Raw genomic sequence first — 17277 nt, 5'->3', positions numbered from 1 at the left:
CCTTGCGGATCCTGCTGACCAACGACGACGGCATCCACGCAGACGGCCTGGTGGCGCTGGAGAAGATCGCTGCGGCGCTCTCCGACGACGTCTGGGTGTGCGCCCCGGAGTACGAGCAGTCCGGCGCCAGCCGCGCGCTGACGCTGGCCGAGCCGATCCGGGTCCGGCAGGTGGCGGAACGGAAGTTCTCCACCACGGGCACCCCGACCGACTGCGTGATGCTAGGGATTCATGAGCTCGTCGCCGGCAAGCGGCCTGACCTGGTGCTCTCCGGGGTGAACCGCGGCGCCAACCTGGCCGAGGACGTGACCATGTCGGGTACGGTGGCGGGCGCCATCGAGGGCATGGCCCTAGGCGTGCCGGCCGTCGCCCTGTCGCAGCAGGGGTTCTACGAGCCTGGCACAAGCTTCGAGGCCGCCGAGACCTTCGCGCCGGGGATCATCAGACGGCTCGTGGAGACAGGCTGGCCCAACGACGTCGTCATCAACATCAACTTCCCGGCCCGTCCGGTGGCGGAGATCACCGAAGTCGAGGTCACCCGCCAGGGCTTCCGCGACGTGCACGTGCGCCATGCCGAGAAGCGCACCGACCTGCGCGGCAAGGACTACTACTGGATCGGCTTCCGGCAGACGCCCTCGAAACCGGCCGAAGGCACCGACCTGCGAGCGATTTACGAGGGTCGCATCTCGGTCACCCCGCTGCATATCGACCTCACGCACATGGCCACCGTCCACGACCTGAAGGGTCGACTGGGCGGTCCGCCGCCGAAGGCCTGAGCATGGCGAAGTCCGAGAACCCCGCCGACGTCCGCATGGCGACCCTGATCCTGGCGCTCAAGCAGCAGGGGGTGAACGACGCGAAGGTGCTGAACGCCATCGAGAAGACGCCGCGAGAGCTGTTCACGCCCGAGCTGTTCAAGGAGCGCGCCTTCGAGGATTCGGCTCTGCCGATCGCCTGTGGCCAGACGATCAGCCAGCCGTTCATCGTCGGCCTGATGACCCAGGCGCTGCAGATCGAGAAGCGCGACCGGGTGCTCGAGATCGGTACCGGCTCCGGCTACCAGACGGCGATCCTCTCGAAGATGGCGCGGCTGGTCTACACGGTGGAGCGCTACCGCACGCTGATGAAGGAGGCCGAGGGCCGCTTCAAACAGCTCGGGCTGACCAACATCATCACCAAGTTCGGGGACGGCGGCGAAGGCTGGCCCGAACAGGCGCCGTTCGACCGCATTATGGTCACGGCCGCGGCGCCGGGAGAGCCCAAGGCTCTGCTCGCGCAACTCAAGCCCACGGGGATCCTCGTGGCGCCGATCGGCCGCGGGCCGGTCCAGACCCTGCGCCGCTACACCGGAGACGGGGAGGGCGGCTTCACGGTCGAGGACCTGCTCGACGTCCGTTTCGTGCCGCTGCTCGAAGGCGTCGCCAAGGAGCTGTGAGTCTGCGGCCGAATGCGGGTTGGCCGTGGCGTCCGGCCGGTCCCACTATGCCCCGACGCCCCGAACTGATTCTGAATAACCCTACCGGAGCGGCGATGACGCTTTTCCTGCAGAGAACGGTCCTGGCCCTGCTGGCCACCAGCGCGCTCTCCGCCTGCGCGACCCAGACCGAGCCCCTGCGCCCGAACTTCCCGGTCCGCACAGCCGACGTGCCGCCCCCGGCCACGCAACCCGCGCCGCCGCCCGTGGAGGACGCGCCGGTCGCCCAGGCGCCGCCGCCAGCCGTGGAGAGCCGCCCGCTCGAGCAGCTTCCGCCCGCCCGGCCCGCCGCGCCGCCGCCCCGCACCGAGCCCACCTACCGGACGGTGACGACGCGCACCGTCACGGGCCGCGTGGTCGACGCGGACGGGCGTGCGACCACCTATGAGGTGCAGAAGGGCGACACCCTCATCGGCATCGCGCGCAAGCTCGACACCACGGTGGAGCAACTGCGCGAGGACAACGACATCTCGGGGTCGAACATCCGGCCCGGGCAGACGCTGAAGGGGCCGACCACTGCGGCCAAGGCCTACATCGTAGGCTCGGGCGATACCCTGTTCGGCATCGCCCGCCGGTTCAGCGTGACCGCCGACGCCCTGGCGGAAGAGAACGACATCGGCCGCAACGCCCCCCTGCGCGTCGGCCAGCGCCTGCGCCTGCCGGAAGGTTTCCGCGACCGTGGCCCGACGGTGACCACCACCCGGGTGGCCGTCGAGGGCGAACCGGCGGTCCCGGCGCCGCCGCCCACGCGCCCCGCGCCCGCTCCGGCGGCCGAGCGCCCGGCGCCGCCGCCGGTCACGCGGCCCACGCCGAGCGCCGAGGCTCCGCCCGCCACCCGCACCGTCACGACCCGCAGTGTCACCGGACGTGTGGTGGACGTGGAAGGCAAGCCGGTCGTCTATGAGGTGAAGAAGGGCGACAACCTCACCGAGATCGCCCGCAAGCTCGACACCACCATCGAGCAGCTCCGCGAGGACAACGGCCTCAAGGGCTCGAACATCCGTCCCGGCCAGGAGCTGAAAGGCCCCCGCTCGACCACCAAGGCGTATGTGGTCGGCTCCGGCGACACACTCGACCTAATCGCCCGGCGGTTCTCGGTGACCGTGGCGGCGCTGCGCAGCGAGAACGGCCTCTCGCGCAACGCCGGCGTCCGCACCGGCCAGCGCCTGCGCCTGCCGTCCGGCTACCGCGACCGTGGGCCGGTCACCTCAACGACCCGCGTGCCGGTGGAGCGGCCTGCGCCCTCGCCCGCGGAGGAAGCCCCGCGGATCACGGCGCCCACGCCGGCTCCCGCGCCGCGCACGCCCGCGCCCGAGGTCGCTCCGCCGCTGCCGTCACGGCCGCAGCCCTATACGCCCCCGGCCAGCAGCCGCCCGAGCCCGCCGCCGCAGTCGCCGCGGCCCGCGCCGACGACGCCTTCGCGTCCGCAGCCCTACACCTCGCCCGGCGCGCCGCCGGTCGCCGGGCCCACGGCCGCCGCGCCGGTCAGCGACGCCCAGATCTCGCAGCTCGGCCGGGGCCGCTTCATCTGGCCGCTGCAGGGCGACGTCGTTTCGGGCTACGGGCCGAAACCCGGCAACCAGCGCAACGACGGCGTGAACATCCGCGCCCGCACGGGCGACCCGGTCCGCGCCGCCGCCGCCGGGGACGTGGTCTATGCCGGTGACCAGGTGCCGGGCTTCGGCAACCTGGTGCTGATCAAGCACGAGGACGGCTGGGTGACGGCCTACGGCCATCTGTCCCGTGTGGACGTGAAGATGACCCAGAAGGTCACCCAGGGGCAGCAGATCGGCCAGGCCGGCTCCACGGGCGGCGTCCCAGAGCCGCAGCTTCATTTCGAGGTGCGGTTCGCGCCGTCGCCGCTCGACCGCGCTCGGCCAATCGACCCCGAGCTCGTGCTGCCCCGCTGAGGCCCTCAGAGGGGGAGGGGCTTGCCCTGCTCCCCCGCAAGGTCGCGGATGAACTGCCAGGCGACGCGGCCCGAGCGGCCGCCGCGCAGTTGCGCCCACTGCAGGGCCCGGCGCTCGAGGTCGGCCGCGGCGAGGCCGAAGCGCTCGGCGTAGCCCTGCACAGCGGCGAGATAGGTGGCCTGGTCCATGGGCGGGAAGCCGACCCACAGGCCGAAGCGGTCGGAGACGCTGACCTCCTCCTCGGCGTCCTCGGCGGCCGCCAGCAGACCGCGCTCCTCGGTGTTCGTCCGCGGCATCAGGTGGCGGCGGTTGGACGTGGCCACGAACAGCACATTGCCCGGGGGCCCGGAGACGCCGCCCTCCAGCGCCGACTTCAGCGCCTTGGCGGCCGCCGCGCCTTCCTCGAACGAGAGGTCGTCGCAGAGCACGACGAATCGCTCCGGCCGCGCGCGCAGCAGATCGAACAGTCCTGGCAGCGCCGTCACCTGGTCGCGGTCGACCTCGACGAGCTTCAGGTCCGCCGCCTCGCGGGAGGCGGCCATGAACGCGGCCTTGGCCAGCGAGCTCTTGCCGGTGCCCCGCACGCCCCAGAGGAGCGCGTGGTTGAAGGGCAGGCCGCGGGCGAACCGCTGCAGGTTCTCGAGGAAGCGCTCCTTCTGCCGATCGACCCCCACCAGGCTCTCCAGCGCCAGCGGATAGTCGGGCGCGGGATGGAAGGCGCCGCTGTCCGGATCGTGGCGGAACAGGCAGGCGCCGTCGAAGGAGGCGGGACCGATGTTCGGCGGAGCCAGGCGCTCCAGCGCCTCGGCGATGCGTTCCAGAACGGGCTTCAACTCGGGGTCCATGCCGCGAGCCATAGCCGCGGGCCGGTTCCATTGCAAAACCAGGGCGCAGCGCATAGCTTCCGCCGACTTCGAACGGGGGCTGGTCGGCCGCCCGTCAGCGCTATTCCGGAGAGGCCATGTTCGCCACCCCCGCCTATGCCCAAGCCGCCGCCGGCGCCCCCACCGGGGGCCCGCAGGACATGCTGATCCAGTTCCTGCCGCTGATCGGCCTGGTCATCCTCTTCTACTTCCTGATGATCCGTCCGCAGCAGCGCCGGATGAAGCAGCACCAGCAGATGCTGGGCGGGCTGAAGCGCGGCGACACCGTGGTCCTGTCCTCGGGCATGATCGGCAAGGTGGTCCGCGTCGAGGACAAGGAAGTCGGCCTCGAAATCGCCACGGGCGTGACCGTGAAGGTGGTGAAGACGATGATCGCCGACGTCCGCACGCGTGGCGAGCCGTCCGCCGCCAACGATTCCAAGGTCTGAGCTGAACCCCCTCGATGCTGAACCTCTCCCGCTGGAAGGTCCTTCTCGTCGTTCTGGCGGTGATCCTGGGCGTCCTATTCGCCCTGCCGAACGTCATCCCGGCCGAGGCCCGCGCCAAGCTGCCTGGCTTCCTCCCGAAGCAGACCCTCAACCTCGGCCTGGACCTGCAGGGCGGCTCCTACCTCCTGCTGGAGGTGGATACCGCCGCGCTGCGCCGTGAACGGCTGACGAACCTCGTCGAGGACGTCCGGCAGAACCTGCGCAACGAGCAGATCGCCTTCACCGACCTCGGCGTGGCCGACGGCGGCGTCACCCTTCGGGTCACCGATCCGGGGCAGGTGGAGGCCGCCGCCCGGGCTCTGCGCAACTCGGTGGGCACGCCGCTCGCCGGCACGACCGGCGGCCGCGACGTGAACGTCGCCGTGGCCGGCGACCAGCGCCTGCGCCTGACCTTCGCCGCCGAGGCCATGAACGCCGAGGCGAGCCGCGCGGTGGAGCAGTCCATCGAGATCATCCGCCGCCGGGTGGACGAGCTCGGCACGCGGGAGCCCAGCATCACCCGCCAGGGCGCCGACCGCGTTGTCGTGCAGGCGCCGGGCGAGAGCGATCCCGAGCGCCTGAAGGACGTGATCGGCCAGACGGCCAAGCTGACCTTCCAGATGGTCGACGACTCGGTCACCCCGGCCGAGGCCGCCGCGGGTCGCGTACCGCCGGGCTCGCAACTGCTGCCGCAGGACGATCCCAACGAGCCGTTCGTGGTGGTGAAGCGTCGTTCGGTCGTGACCGGCGAAATGCTGGTGCACGCCAATGCCGGGTTCCACCCGCAGAACGGCACCCCGATCGTCGAATTCCGGTTCAACGGCCAGGGCGCCCGCCGCTTCGGCGACGTGACCAGCGCCAACATCGGCAAGCGGTTCGCCATCGTCCTCGACGAGAAGGTGATCTCGGCGCCGGTGATCAACAGCGCCATCACCGGCGGCTCCGGCTACATCGAGGGCAACTTCACCACCGAGACCGCCAACGACCTGGCGCTCCTGCTGCGGGCTGGCGCCCTTCCGGCGCCGCTGAACGTTGAGGAGCAGCGGACGGTGAGCGCCGAACTCGGCGCGGACGCGATCAAGGCCGGCCAGGTCTCCACGCTGGTCGCCTTCGTCGCCATCGTTGCCTTCATGGTGCTCGCCTATGGGCTGCTGTTCGGCGGCATCTCCGTTGTGGCCCTGCTGATCAACGGCCTGCTGATCATCGCGGCCATGAGCCTGACCCAGGCCACGCTGACGCTCCCCGGCATCGCCGGCCTGATCCTGACGCTGGCGGTGGCGGTCGACGCCAACGTGCTGATCTACGAGCGCATGCGAGACGAGATCCGCGCCGGCCGGTCGGTGATCTCGGCCATGGACGCGGGCTTCTCGCGCGCCATGAGCACGATCATCGACGCCAACCTGACGACGCTGCTCGCGGCGCTGCTCATGTTCCAATTCGGCGCGGGCCCGGTGAAGGGCTTCGCCTGGACGCTTTCCATCGGCGTGATCACCTCCGTGTTCACCGCCGTCCTCATCACCCAGGTGCTCCTGGCCGTGTGGTTCCGCGCCGCCCGGCCGAAGACCCTGCCGATCGCGTAAGGAGGGCCTGACCCATGTGGCCCCTGATCAGGATCCTGCCGGTGAAGACGAACTTCCAGTTCGTCCGCTTCGCCAAGTTCGCCGCCGTCATCTCGGCCGTCGCCGTCATCGCATCGCTTGCGCGGGCGATGATCCCGTTCGAGCCGCCGTGCGGCGGCCTGAACTGCGGCATCGACTTCACCGGCGGCACGGTGATCGAACTGTCCACCGCGCCCAAGCAGGTGGACCTCTCGGCCGCCCGCGCGGCGGTGAGCGGCCTGGAGCTCGGCGACCCGCAGGTCCAGGGCTTCGGCGACGGCACCGCCGCCATGGTGCGTTACCAGCCGCCCGCCGGCGCGAACGCCGACCAGGTGGCCGAGCAGGTGCGCGGCGTGCTCACCCAGGCGCTGGGGCAGGTGCGCTTCGACGCGCCGGACGTGGTGGGCGCGAAGGTGTCCGGCGAGCTGTTCCAGAGCGGGTTGATGGCGCTCGGCCTCGCGATCCTGCTGATGCTTGTCTACATCTGGTTTCGGTTCGAGCTGCAGTTCGGCGTCGGCGCCGTCGTGGCCCTGTTCCACGACGTGATCCTGACCTTCGGCATCATCGCCTTCTTCCGGCTGGAGTTCAGCCTGACGACGGTGGCCGCCATCCTGACGGTCATCGGCTACTCGATGAACGACACGGTGGTGGTGTTCGACCGCCTCCGCGAGAATCTCCGCAAGTACAAACGCATGCCGCTGCGCGAGCTTATCGACCTGTCGATCAACGAGACACTGTCGCGGACCATCATCACCGGCCTGACCGCCGTGCTGGCTCTGGCGGGGCTCGCCGTCTTCGGCGGGCCGACTCTGTTCGGAATGTCGCTGGTGCTGATGTTCGGCATCGTGATCGGCACCTACTCGTCGATCTATGTGGCCGCGCCGGTGATCCTGCTGTGGGGCGTCAAGCGCGGCGAGGAAGAGGCCCAGCCGCTCAAGCCGGCCGACGTCCGGCCGTAGGGCAGGGGAGCCGCCCGTGGCCCGCGACGCGCCCACCATCGACGCCTACGGCGGCGGCGGCTTTCGGCTCTCCGGGGAGCGGCACGAGGGCTCCCTGCTCATCCTGCAGGACGAGGCGCGGACCTGGTCCGTCACGGATCTGGAGGCGCTGACGCCGGAGAGCCTGGAGCCGGTGCTGGCCGCCGGCCGCGCCGAGGTGGAGTTCCTGCTGCTGGGCGTCGGCGCGCGGAACGCCCAGCCGCCTCGGGCCGTGCGGGAGGCGCTGCAGCGCGCCGGCATCGGCCTGGAGTTCATGGACACCCCGGCCGCGGCCCGGCTCTACAACGTGCTGACAGCCGAGGGACGGCGGCTCGCCGCCGCGCTCATCGCCGTCTGACACGCGGCCGCTGCAGGAGCTTTGCGCCTGCGTCAAAACGACCCTATACCTGACAGCCTAGGTAGGATTCGAGGGTCACAAGATGGCTGGGCTGCTTTCCAATTTCCGCAACACCGTGATCGTGAGCGTGATCCTCGCGCTCATCATGGTGATTGCCTACTCGCAGGGGCCGCAGGGCGTCGACGCCACCTTCTGGCAGGCCGTCTTCCGCTGGCTCCACACCTTCTTCGGCATCCTGTGGATCGGGCTGCTCTACTACTTCAACTTCGTCCAGATCCGGAAAATGCCGGAGATCCCGGCCGAGCTGAAGCCGGCGGTCTCCAAGTACATCGCGCCGGAGGCGCTGTTCTGGTTCCGCTGGGCGGCGTTGTTCACCGTGCTGATGGGCCTGATCCTGGCGTACACCCGCGGCGCCGAGTACGCGCACGAGGCGCTGACCTTCGGCCTGTTCGGCGGCTATGCCCCGGGCGACGACCGCTTCACCCTGCTCGGCCTCGGCATGTGGCTGGCGATCATCATGTTCATCAATGTCTGGGCGTTCATCTGGCCGAACCAGAAGATTGCGCTCGGCATCGTCGAGGCCGACGCCGATGCGAAGGCCAAGGCGGGGCGCACCGCGATGCTGTTCTCGCGGACGAACCTGCTGCTTTCGATCCCGATGCTCACCTCGATGACCATGACGCAGACCATCTACGGCTGATTGTCGCAAACTTGCGGAGAGGCCCGCCCTTGCGGCGGGCCTTTTTCGTTGAAGCCCCATGTCCGACGCCGCCCCGCATCCCGACCGCGACCTCGACGACCTGGTCCGCCGCGTCGACCCTGACCGCTGGCTGTCCAGCCGCTTCATCGCGGACGCCGAGGCGCGGGCGGACGTGATCGCTCTCTACGCCTACGATCACGAACTCGCGCGCGCGCCGCGTGTCGCCTCCAACTCGCTGCTGGGGGAGATCCGGCTCGCCTGGTGGCGTGAGGTCCTGGACGAGGTCTTCGAGGGGCGCGCAGTCCGGCGCCATCCGACCGCGCAGGCCGTTGCCCGCGCCGTGACGCGACACGGTCTTTCGCGCGCCCCGCTGGAGGCGATGATCGACGCCCGCTACCGGGAGCTGGATCCGACGCCGCTGTCCGTCGCGGAATCGCTCGAATGGGCCCGGGACACGGCCGGGCTCGCCGCGGAACTCGCCGCCCGTATCCTCGACCCGACCGCGGACGTGGCAAGGGCGCGGGGCGCCGGCTCGGCCTGGGCCCTGGCGCGACGCGCGCGGGAGGCTCCCGTGTTCGCCCCCACGGCGGCCGAGGCCCTGCGCGGCGCGCGTGAGGGCGTCAGGGGGCTCAGCCCCGCAGCGTTCCCGGCCGTGGCGCACGCCGCCCTGGCGGGGCGGGGCGGCTCGGAGTTGTCCCGCCGCCTGCGGCTTATCTGGGCGGTCGCGCTGGGCCGGATCTAGCTACTCGGCGGCTTCCAGCACCGGCGCGTCCGCCGCCCAGGCGTCGAGATCGGCCAGCGCGCGCTCGCCCATCAGCCGCTTCTTCGCCCGGCCGCGCTCCTTGTTCGGCAGGCGCTTGCCCTCGGCGTCGCGCTTGGGCGCTTCCAGCGGCGGCAGCAGGCCGTAGTTGATGTTCATGGGCTGGAACGAACCCGTGCCGGCCTCGATGTGGCCGCCGGTGATGTGGTTCACCAGGGCGCCGAGCGCCGTGGTCGCCGGCGGCGCCTCGACCGGACGCCCCAGCCGCTCGGCCGCGGCGAGCCGCCCCGCCAGCAGGCCCACGGCCGCGCTCTCCACATAACCTTCGACTCCGGTCACCTGGCCGGCGAACCGCAGCCGCGGCTGGGCCTTCAGCCGCAGTTGCCGATCGAGCAGGCGGGGCGAGTTCAGGAAGGTGTTGCGGTGCAGTCCGCCCAGCCGCGCGAACACCGCCTTTTCGAGCCCCGGGATCATGCGGAAGATGTCTGTCTGCGCGCCGTGCTTCAGCTTGGTCTGGAAGCCCACCATGTTCCACAGCGTGCCCAGCGCATTGTCCTGGCGGAGCTGGACAACGGCCCAGGGCTTCTCGTCGGGCTTGTGGGCGTTGGTCAGGCCCACCGGCTTCATCGGCCCGTGCCGCAGGGTCTCGCGGCCACGCTCGGCCATCACTTCGATCGGCAGGCAGCCGTCGAAATAGGGCACGTGCTCCCAGTCCTTGAACTCGGACTTCGGACCCGCCAGCAGGGCGTCGATGAACGCCTCGTACTGCTCCTTGGTCATAGGGCAGTTGATGTAGGCGGCCGCGTCTCCGCCCGGGCCTTCCTTGTCGTAGCGCGACTGCCGCCAGGCGACGTCCATGTCCACGGACTCGAACGTCACGATGGGGGCGATGGCGTCGAAGAACGACAACTGGCCCTCGCCGGTGAGCTGGAGAATGGCGTCGGCCAGCGCGGGAGAGGTGAGGGGGCCGGTGGCGATCACCACGCTGTCCCAGTTGGCCGGCGGCAGCCCGGCGACCTCTTCGCGCGCGATCGTCACCAGCGGGTGCGCCTCGAGGCGGTCGGTCACCGCCTGGGAGAAGCCCTCGCGGTCGACCGCCAGCGCGCCGCCGGCCGGGACCTGGTGGGCGTCTCCGCAGGCCATGATGATCGAGCCCAGCTTGCGCATCTCGGCGTGGAGAAGGCCGACGGCGTTTCCGGCCCAGTCGTCGGCGCGGAACGAGTTGGAGCAGACCAGCTCCGCCAGGCGGTCGGTGTGGTGGGCGTCGGTGCCGCGCACCGGCCGCATCTCGTGCAGGATCACGGGCACGCCGGCCTGGGCGATCTGCCAAGCGGCTTCCGAGCCGGCGAGGCCGCCGCCGATCACGTGTACAGGGGCTGTCGTCATGCGTGGCTAACTAGCAACGATCGCTCCGGATCGCGAGCGGGGCCTTGCGCCGCCGGGCGACGGAGAACAGGTTGCAGCCGGAGGGCCGGCGACTCGTTTACCTGAACGTGTCGGGCCAAGGGACGAGAATGAACCAGTTTTCGGCGAGCGAAGCCGCTCTGGAAGGCTTCCGCCTGATCCGGTCGCGGCCGGGGACCATGCTCGCTTGGGCCGGGGTCTACTTCCTCGGCATCATGGTCATCGGCGCCCTGATGGCGGTGGCGCTCGGCCCCCGCTTCGCCGAGGCCATGCAGGGCTCAGATTATACCGCCGAGAAGGCCGACGCCGTAGCCGCCATGCTGGCTGAGTCCTGGCCGGCGTTCCTGCTGGTCCTGCTGGTCGTGATGACGCTGATGTCGGTGATCATCGCCGGCATCTACCGCCTGGTGATGCGGCCGGAGGAGCCTGGGCTGGCGCACCTCCGCCTCGGGCGAGACGAGTTCCGGCTGACGGCGGTGAACCTGGCGCTGTTCTCGATCGGGTTCGTGTGCCTGTTCGCTGGGATCATCGCGCTCACCATGGTGCGGGAGACCAGCTCGCTGGTGTCGTTGGGCCTGCTGGTGGTGGTGATCGGCCTGACAGCCTGGCTCGGCGCGCGGCTCTCGATGGTCACTCCGATGACCTTTGCCACACGCCGGATCGCCTTCGGGCCGGCCTGGCGGCTCACCCGGGGTCGGATGTGGCCGCTGCTGGGCATGATGCTGCTCGCGGCCATCTTCTACGTGATGATCTGGCTGGTGATCAGCCTCGCGGGCCTGGTGGTGGTGGCCTTGGCGGGCGGCAGCCAGGCGCTCGAGGAGGGACACGTGAACGCCGGCGCCGTGATCGCGGGCGTGGCCACCCTGGTCATGCAGTTCCTGCTCTATGTGCTGCAGGTGGTGATGATCTACGCCCCCTTCGCCGTGGCCTATCAGCAGCTCACCGGCCAACCGGTGACCCACCGTTGAGCCGCTTCTCCGCGTCCGACGCCGCCCTCGAGGGCTTCCGCGTGATTGGCCGCCGCTGGCGGATCGTCGCCGGCTGGGCCCTGTTCAACCTGCTGGGCCTGCTGGGCGCCTGCGTGGTCGCCGGGGTGCTGATCGCCATCGCCGCCTTCGCCGCCACCTCCAGCGAGGCCGCGGGCACGGCGGGAGCCGCGGTCGGCGCGCTGGTGCTGGCGTTCGCGGCCTTCGCGGTGGAGGTGATGATCGTCTGCGCCCTGTTCCGGATGCTGCTGCGCGGCGACCCGCCCGGGTTCCTCCACCTGCGCCTGGGCGCGGACGAGCTGCGGGTGGCGGTCGTCTGGCTGGTGATGCTCACCGCCTTCGTCGCCGCTGGCCTCCTGGCGCTCTATGTGGCCGGGCTGGCGGGGCAGGCGGCCGGCGCGCGCCTGGGCGTTCCGTCCCTGGTGATCCTGTTCGGCGTGCTGGTCTGGCTGGCGATCCGGCTGTCGCTAGCCGCGCCGGCGTCGGTGGCAGAGCGGCGGATGGGCTTCGTGGCATCGTGGCGGCTCACCCGCGGCCGGGCGTGGGCGCTGTTGGGCATGTCAGCCATCGCCCTGTGCCTGCTGGCGATGATCGCCATCATGGCCTGGTTGGCGCTGGCGCTGATCGGCGGCGCGATCAGCGGCTGGAGCGATCTGGGCCTCCTGCTGCGCACCGACGCCGAGGCGATGGCCGAGCGGCCAGGCTTCTACGTCGCGCAGCTCGCCGTGCAGTTTCTCTTCGCGCCGGTGCTTTGGGTGATCAGCCAGGCGCCGTTGGTGGCGGCCTACAAGGCGTTCGCCGAGACCCGTCAGGCCTGAGCGCTCGGGCGGGCCGAGACCCGCGCGTGCCAGGCGCGGACGTTCGCCAGCTCGTCCGGAACCGGCAGGCCGATCCAGGTCGCGAAGTCCACCGTCGTCAGGCCGCAGATGTCGGCCATGCCGTAGTGCTCGCCGGCCAGGAAGGGCCGGTCGGCCAGCTCCCGGTCCAGCCAGCGCAGGGCGCCGGCGTAGGCCTCGCGGTTGGACTCCCCGAAGGCCTGGTGCTGGTCCACCACCTTGGCCGTGAACGGGTGGGCGTGGCGCCAGAAGTTCCCCACCGGCCCCATCACGGTGAACTCGATCCGGCGGACCCACATGTCCACCGTGGCCTTCTCCAGCGGCGTGCGGCCGAACAGCGGCGGGTCCGGCTGGGTCTCCTCGAAGTAGCGGCAGATGGCCACCGTCTCGGAGATGGCCGTGCCGTCGTCCAGCACCAGGGTCGGCACCTGGCCCAGCGAGTTGCGGGCCCGGTGCTCCGGGCTCTTGTGCTCCCGCTTCAGGATGTTCACCGGCGTCTCGGGCAGGTCGACGCCCTTCTCGGCCAGGAAGATCCGCACCCGCCGCGGATTGGGGGCGGGCATCGGCGCGCCGTAGAGGATCATGCTGGTCTCCAGAAAGCCTGGAGACCAGCTTAAACGTCCGTTCTACGCCCTCGCCAGCTTCTTGCGACGCTCGCCGCGGCGCTGGCGATGGCGCTCCAGCAGCTCGTGCAGGTAGCGGCCGGTCCAGCTCCGCGGGTTCTCGGCCACCTGCTCGGGCGTGCCCTGGGCGACGATCTCGCCGCCGCCGTCGCCCCCCTCGGGACCGAAATCCACCAGCCAATCCGCGGTCTTGATGACATCGAGGTTGTGCTCGATGACCACCACCGTGTTGCCCTGATCGGCCAGCTCGTGGAGCACCTCAAGCAGCTTCTTCACGTCCTCGAAGTGCAGGCCCGTGGTGGGCTCGTCGAGGATGTAGAGCGTCTTGCCCGTGGCGCGACGAGACAGCTCCTTGGAGAGCTTCACCCGCTGGGCCTCGCCGCCGGACAGGGTGGTGGCCTGCTGGCCGACCTTCACATAGCCCAGGCCGACGCGCTTCAGCGTCTCCATCTTCTCCCGGATCGGCGGCACCGCCTTGAAGAACTCGGCCGCCTCTTCGACCGTCATATCAAGGACATCGGCGATGTTCTTGCCCTTGAACATGATCTCCAGGGTCTCGCGGTTGTAGCGATGACCGTGGCAGACGTCGCAGGTGACGTAGACGTCCGGCAGGAAGTGCATCTCGATCTTGATCAGGCCGTCGCCCTGGCAGGCCTCGCAGCGGCCGCCCTTGACGTTGAACGAGAACCGCCCCGGGCCGTAGCCGCGCGCCTTGGCCTCCGGCAGTCCCGCGAACCAGTCACGGATCGGCTGGAAGGCGCCGGTATAGGTGGCCGGGTTCGACCGCGGGGTGCGGCCGATCGGGCTCTGGTCGATGTCGATGACCTTGTCGAAGTGCTCCAGGCCCTCGATCCGCTCGTGCGGGGCGGGCGCATCCGACGCATTGTGCAGCCGGCGCGCGGCGGCCTTGTAGAGCGTCTCGATCGTGAAGGTGGACTTGCCGCCGCCGGACACCCCGGTGATGCAGGTGAAGGTGCCCACCGGGATTTCGCCGGTGATGTTCTTCAGGTTGTTGCCATTGGCGCCCACGACCCTCAGCACCTTCTTTTTCGAGATCGGGCGACGGTCCTCGGGGACCTCGATCTCGCGGGCGCCGGAGAGGTACTGGCCGGTGAGGCTCTTGGGGTTGGCCATGATCTCGTCGGGCTTGCCCTGGGCGATGATCTCGCCGCCGTGCACGCCCGCCGCCGGGCCCATGTCGATGACGTAGTCGGCGGTGAGGATCGCCTCCTCGTCGTGCTCCACCACCAGCACCGAGTTGCCCAGGTCGCGCAGGCCCTTGAGCGAGGTGAGCAGGCGGGTGTTGTCCCGCTGGTGCAGGCCGATGGAGGGCTCGTCGAGCACGTAGAGCACGCCGGTCAGGCCCGAGCCGATCTGGCTGGCCAGGCGGATGCGCTGGCTCTCGCCGCCGGACAGGGTGCCCGAGGCGCGGGAGAGGTTCAGGTAGTCCAGGCCGACGTTGACCAGGAACCGCAGGCGGTCGTTGATCTCCTTCAGGATCCGCCGGGCGATTTCCATCTGCTTGTCGGTGAGCACCCGGTCCAGGCTCTCGAACCACTCGCCGGCGTGCTTGATGGAGAGGGTGGAGACCTCGCCGATGTGCTTGCCGTCGATCTTCACGGCCAGGGCTTCGGGTTTCAGGCGGTAGCCCGAGCAGGCCTCGCAGGGGGTCTCGGACTGGTAGCGGCCGAGTTCCTCCCGCACCCAGGAGCTGTCGGTCTCGCGCCAGCGGCGCTCGAGGTTCGGCAGCACGCCCTCGAAGGTCTTGTTGACCTCGTACTTGCGGGCGTTGTCGTCGTAGATGAAGCGGATCTTGTCGCCGCCCGAGCCGTGCAGGATCACCTGTTTCGCGCTCTCCGCCAGCTTGTGCCAGGGCGCGTCCATCGAGAAGCCGTAGTGCCGCGACAGCGCCTGCAGCGTCTGGGTGTAGAGGGGCGAGGGGCCCTTGGCCCAGGGCGAGATGGCGCCCTTGTGCAGGGTGCGGTCCTTGTCCGGGACCACCAGGTCGGCGTCGAAGGCGAGCTTGGCGCCCAGGCCGTCGCAGACCGGGCACGCGCCGTAGGGGTTGTTGAACGAGAACAGCCGCGGCTCGATCTCGCTGATCGTGAAGCCGGAGACCGGGCAGGCGAACTTCTCGGAGAAGATCAGCCGGCGGGGCTGCTCCTCGCCGGGGTCCTTGTCGGCCCACTCGGCCACGGCGATACCGTCGGCGAGCTTCAGCGCGGTCTCGATCGAGTCCGCGTAGCGGCCCTCGAGGCCGGCCTTGGTGACCAGCCGGTCCACGACCACGTCGATGTCGTGCTTGAACTTCTTGTCGAGCGCCGGCGCGTCCTCGATCGGGTAGAACTCACCGTCGATCTTCAGGCGCTGGAAGCCGGCCTTCTGCCACTCGGCGATCTCCTTGCGGTACTCGCCCTTGCGGCCGCGGACCACCGGGGCCAGCAGGTACAGGCGGGTGCCTTCGGGCAGCGCCGAGAGCTTGTCCACCATCTGGCTGACGGTCTGGCTCTCGATGGGCAGGCCGGTGGCCGGCGAGTAGGGCACGCCCACCCGCGCCCACAGCAGGCGCATGTAGTCGTGGATCTCGGTCACCGTGCCCACGGTGGAGCGCGGGTTGCGGCTGGTGGTCTTCTGCTCGATGGAGATGGCCGGCGACAGGCCCTCGATGAGGTCCACGTCGGGCTTGCTCATCAGCTCCAGGAACTGGCGCGCATAGGCCGAGAGGCTCTCGACGTAGCGGCGCTGGCCCTCGGCGTAGATGGTGTCGAAGGCCAGCGAGCTCTTGCCCGAGCCGCTGAGGCCGGTCAGGACGACCAGCTCGCCGCGCGGGATGTCGACGTTCACGTCCTTGAGGTTGTGCTCACGCGCCCCGCGGACGCGGATCATGTTCGTCTGGTCGGCCATCTTGTCCCGGAAACACTGAACGCCCGCGGAGAGGTCCCCCGGGCGAGCTGCCAAATGTAGTTATCCGACTCGTAGATAACACCAGAACGCAAGCGGAACGAAGGGCCTGCGTCGGCCCGCCGCGGGCCCTGCTGACACAACGGTGTCAGCAGGGAGAACAAAGCCGGCTCAGCGCGCGGCGGCGGCCTGGGCCTGGTCGAAGACCCGCAGGGCGTTGCCGCCCATAATCTTGGCCACATCGTTGCGGGAGTAGCCTCGGGCGCGGAGCGCCGCGGTCAGGTTCGGGAAGTCGGCCGCGCCGTCGAAGCCCTCCACCCCGCCGCCGCCGTCGAAGTCGCCGCTGACGCCCACGTGGTCGATGCCGGCCACCTTGATGGCGTGGTCGATGTGTCGGACGAAGTCGTCGAGGCTGGCCCGCTTGGCGCCGCCGTAGCGGGCGAGGACGGCGTTCCGCTCGGCGGTCATCTTCCGCATCAGGTCGAGCGTCTTCGGCTCATCGCCGTACTTGCGGCCAAGCTGGGCGAGCGCCTTGTCCCGCTCGGGGTTCGGGGCCTGGGCGGCCGCCACGTAGGACGAGACGGCGTTGAGCTGGATCACCCCGCCCTTGGCCGCCAGCTTGCGCAGCAGGTCGTCCGGCAGGTTGCGGGGGTGGTCGTAGACGGCGCGGACGCCCGAGTGGGACAGGATGATCGGCGCCTTGGACAGCTCGATCATCTGCTCGGTGGAGGCGTCGGAGGCGTGGCTGGCGTCGATCACGATGCCGACCCGGTTCGCCTCGGCCACCCACTGGCGGCCGAGCGGCGAGAGCCCGTTGTGCTCGGGCTTGTCCGTGGCGGAGTCGGCCAGGTCGTTGTTGCGGAAGTGGACCGGGCTCATCATCCGCGCGCCCAGCTCGTGGAAGGTCTTCATCAGGCTGAGGTCGCGGCCCAGCGGGTAGCTGTTCTCGAGGCTGATGAAAACGAAACGCGTCTTGCCGTTGGCGAGGGCGCGGGCCTCGGCGGCGGTGGTGACGATCCGGAACTGCTGGTGGTTGCGCGCGGCCATCTCGCGGATCTCGTTGATCCGGACGAGCGCGAAGTCGCGGGCGGCGGCATGGCCCTCGGGCGTGCGCGGGCCCTGGGCGGTGAAGACCACGAATACGCCGCCGTCGACGCCGCCGTCGATCATCCGCGGCAGGTCCACCTGGCTGCCGTCCCTGGCCACGTCGTGCCGGTCGAGGATGTCCCAGCCCTCCACGTGGAACAGGGCCGGGGTGTCGAAGTGGGTGTCGAGGACCGTCAGGCCTTCGTGCAGGCTCCGGTCGGCGCGGCCCTGGGCGGTCGCGGGGAAGGCTGCGGAGGCGAGGAGGGCGGCGGCGAGAAGGGCGGTGCGGACGGACACGGAGGACTCCAGGCGA

At 70.1% G+C, this 17277-nt stretch carries 16 protein-coding genes; 11 read left to right on the top strand and 5 right to left on the bottom strand.

Translation table 11 applies throughout. From position 1 onward, the window contains the following. Positions 1 to 2 precede the first annotated feature (2 nt). The 3 genes from surE to ACE3Q8_RS10115 all read left to right on the top strand — a co-directional run bounded on the left by surE (position 3) and on the right by ACE3Q8_RS10115 (position 3384). Positions 3 to 776, top strand: a complete 774-nt coding sequence (surE, locus tag ACE3Q8_RS10125) for a 5'/3'-nucleotidase SurE (protein WP_374470157.1) — start codon at positions 3 to 5, stop codon at positions 774 to 776. Positions 777 to 778: 2 nt separating this feature from the next. Beyond that, entirely contained in the window at positions 779 to 1435 is a 657-nt protein-coding gene (locus ACE3Q8_RS10120) for a protein-L-isoaspartate(D-aspartate) O-methyltransferase (RefSeq protein ID WP_374470156.1), read from the top strand. Positions 1436 to 1530: 95 nt separating this feature from the next. After that, complete coding sequence (locus tag ACE3Q8_RS10115) at positions 1531 to 3384, top strand: LysM peptidoglycan-binding domain-containing protein (RefSeq protein WP_374470155.1); 1854 nt, start codon at positions 1531 to 1533, stop codon at positions 3382 to 3384. Between the two features lie 5 nt (positions 3385 to 3389). Here ACE3Q8_RS10115 and ACE3Q8_RS10110 read toward each other — a convergent pair whose 3' ends face one another. Further along, a complete protein-coding gene (locus ACE3Q8_RS10110; RefSeq protein WP_374470154.1) occupies positions 3390 to 4229 on the bottom strand; it encodes an ATP-binding protein in 840 nt (279 codons plus the stop codon). 116 nt (positions 4230 to 4345) lie between these two features. On the opposite strand from ACE3Q8_RS10110, the gene yajC reads away from it, so the two are divergent. From yajC to ACE3Q8_RS10080, 6 genes are all read left to right on the top strand, one after another. After that, positions 4346 to 4696 carry a preprotein translocase subunit YajC gene (gene yajC, locus ACE3Q8_RS10105; protein WP_374470153.1) on the top strand — a complete coding sequence of 117 codons (351 nt, stop codon included), beginning with the start codon at positions 4346 to 4348 and terminating at the stop codon, positions 4694 to 4696. Between the two features lie 14 nt (positions 4697 to 4710). Next, positions 4711 to 6315 carry a protein translocase subunit SecD gene (gene secD, locus ACE3Q8_RS10100; protein WP_374470152.1) on the top strand — a complete coding sequence of 535 codons (1605 nt, stop codon included), beginning with the start codon at positions 4711 to 4713 and terminating at the stop codon, positions 6313 to 6315. A gap of 14 nt (positions 6316 to 6329) precedes the next feature. After that, positions 6330 to 7292, top strand: coding sequence for a protein translocase subunit SecF (gene secF, locus ACE3Q8_RS10095; protein WP_374470151.1), 963 nt, complete (start codon positions 6330 to 6332; stop codon positions 7290 to 7292). A 16-nt stretch (positions 7293 to 7308) separates the two neighbouring features. Further along, positions 7309 to 7668, top strand: a complete 360-nt coding sequence (locus tag ACE3Q8_RS10090; RefSeq protein ID WP_374470150.1) for an Mth938-like domain-containing protein — start codon at positions 7309 to 7311, stop codon at positions 7666 to 7668. A gap of 82 nt (positions 7669 to 7750) precedes the next feature. Continuing rightward, complete coding sequence (locus ACE3Q8_RS10085) at positions 7751 to 8368, top strand: hypothetical protein (RefSeq protein WP_374470149.1); 618 nt, start codon at positions 7751 to 7753, stop codon at positions 8366 to 8368. 58 nt (positions 8369 to 8426) lie between these two features. Then, entirely contained in the window at positions 8427 to 9110 is a 684-nt protein-coding gene (locus tag ACE3Q8_RS10080) for a squalene/phytoene synthase family protein (protein ID WP_374470148.1), read from the top strand. Here ACE3Q8_RS10080 and trmFO read toward each other — a convergent pair whose 3' ends face one another. Continuing rightward, positions 9111 to 10514, bottom strand: a complete 1404-nt coding sequence (gene trmFO / locus ACE3Q8_RS10075; protein WP_374470147.1) for a methylenetetrahydrofolate--tRNA-(uracil(54)-C(5))-methyltransferase (FADH(2)-oxidizing) TrmFO — start codon at positions 10512 to 10514, stop codon at positions 9111 to 9113. It lies immediately after the preceding gene. Positions 10515 to 10642: 128 nt separating this feature from the next. Here trmFO and ACE3Q8_RS10070 point away from each other — a divergent pair, with 128 nt between their 5' ends. Together ACE3Q8_RS10070 and ACE3Q8_RS10065 are read left to right on the top strand one after the other, a co-directional pair. Next, positions 10643 to 11500 (top strand): hypothetical protein, encoded by an 858-nt coding sequence (locus ACE3Q8_RS10070; protein WP_374470146.1) that lies wholly within the window; start codon positions 10643 to 10645, stop codon positions 11498 to 11500. Continuing rightward, positions 11497 to 12336 (top strand): hypothetical protein, encoded by an 840-nt coding sequence (locus ACE3Q8_RS10065; RefSeq protein ID WP_374470145.1) that lies wholly within the window; start codon positions 11497 to 11499, stop codon positions 12334 to 12336. Before ACE3Q8_RS10070 ends, ACE3Q8_RS10065 begins: the two co-directional genes overlap by 4 nt. On the opposite strand, the gene ACE3Q8_RS10060 is transcribed toward ACE3Q8_RS10065, so the two are convergent. From ACE3Q8_RS10060 to ACE3Q8_RS10050, 3 genes are all read right to left on the bottom strand, one after another. Then, complete coding sequence (locus ACE3Q8_RS10060; RefSeq protein ID WP_374470144.1) at positions 12327 to 12938, bottom strand: glutathione S-transferase family protein; 612 nt, start codon at positions 12936 to 12938, stop codon at positions 12327 to 12329. The two genes, ACE3Q8_RS10065 and ACE3Q8_RS10060, sit on opposite strands and share 10 nt — an antisense overlap. A gap of 42 nt (positions 12939 to 12980) precedes the next feature. Continuing rightward, positions 12981 to 15881 carry an excinuclease ABC subunit UvrA gene (gene uvrA / locus ACE3Q8_RS10055; RefSeq protein WP_374470143.1) on the bottom strand — a complete coding sequence of 967 codons (2901 nt, stop codon included), beginning with the start codon at positions 15879 to 15881 and terminating at the stop codon, positions 12981 to 12983. Between the two features lie 168 nt (positions 15882 to 16049). Then, a complete protein-coding gene (locus ACE3Q8_RS10050; RefSeq protein WP_374470142.1) occupies positions 16050 to 17261 on the bottom strand; it encodes a dipeptidase in 1212 nt (403 codons plus the stop codon). Between the last annotated feature and the right edge of the window lie 16 nt (positions 17262 to 17277).

Origin of the sequence: Phenylobacterium sp. (genome assembly GCF_041913825.1) — a bacterium.
GTDB lineage: Bacteria > Pseudomonadota > Alphaproteobacteria > Caulobacterales > Caulobacteraceae > Phenylobacterium.
This window is presented reverse-complemented; position numbering and strand designations above follow the sequence as displayed.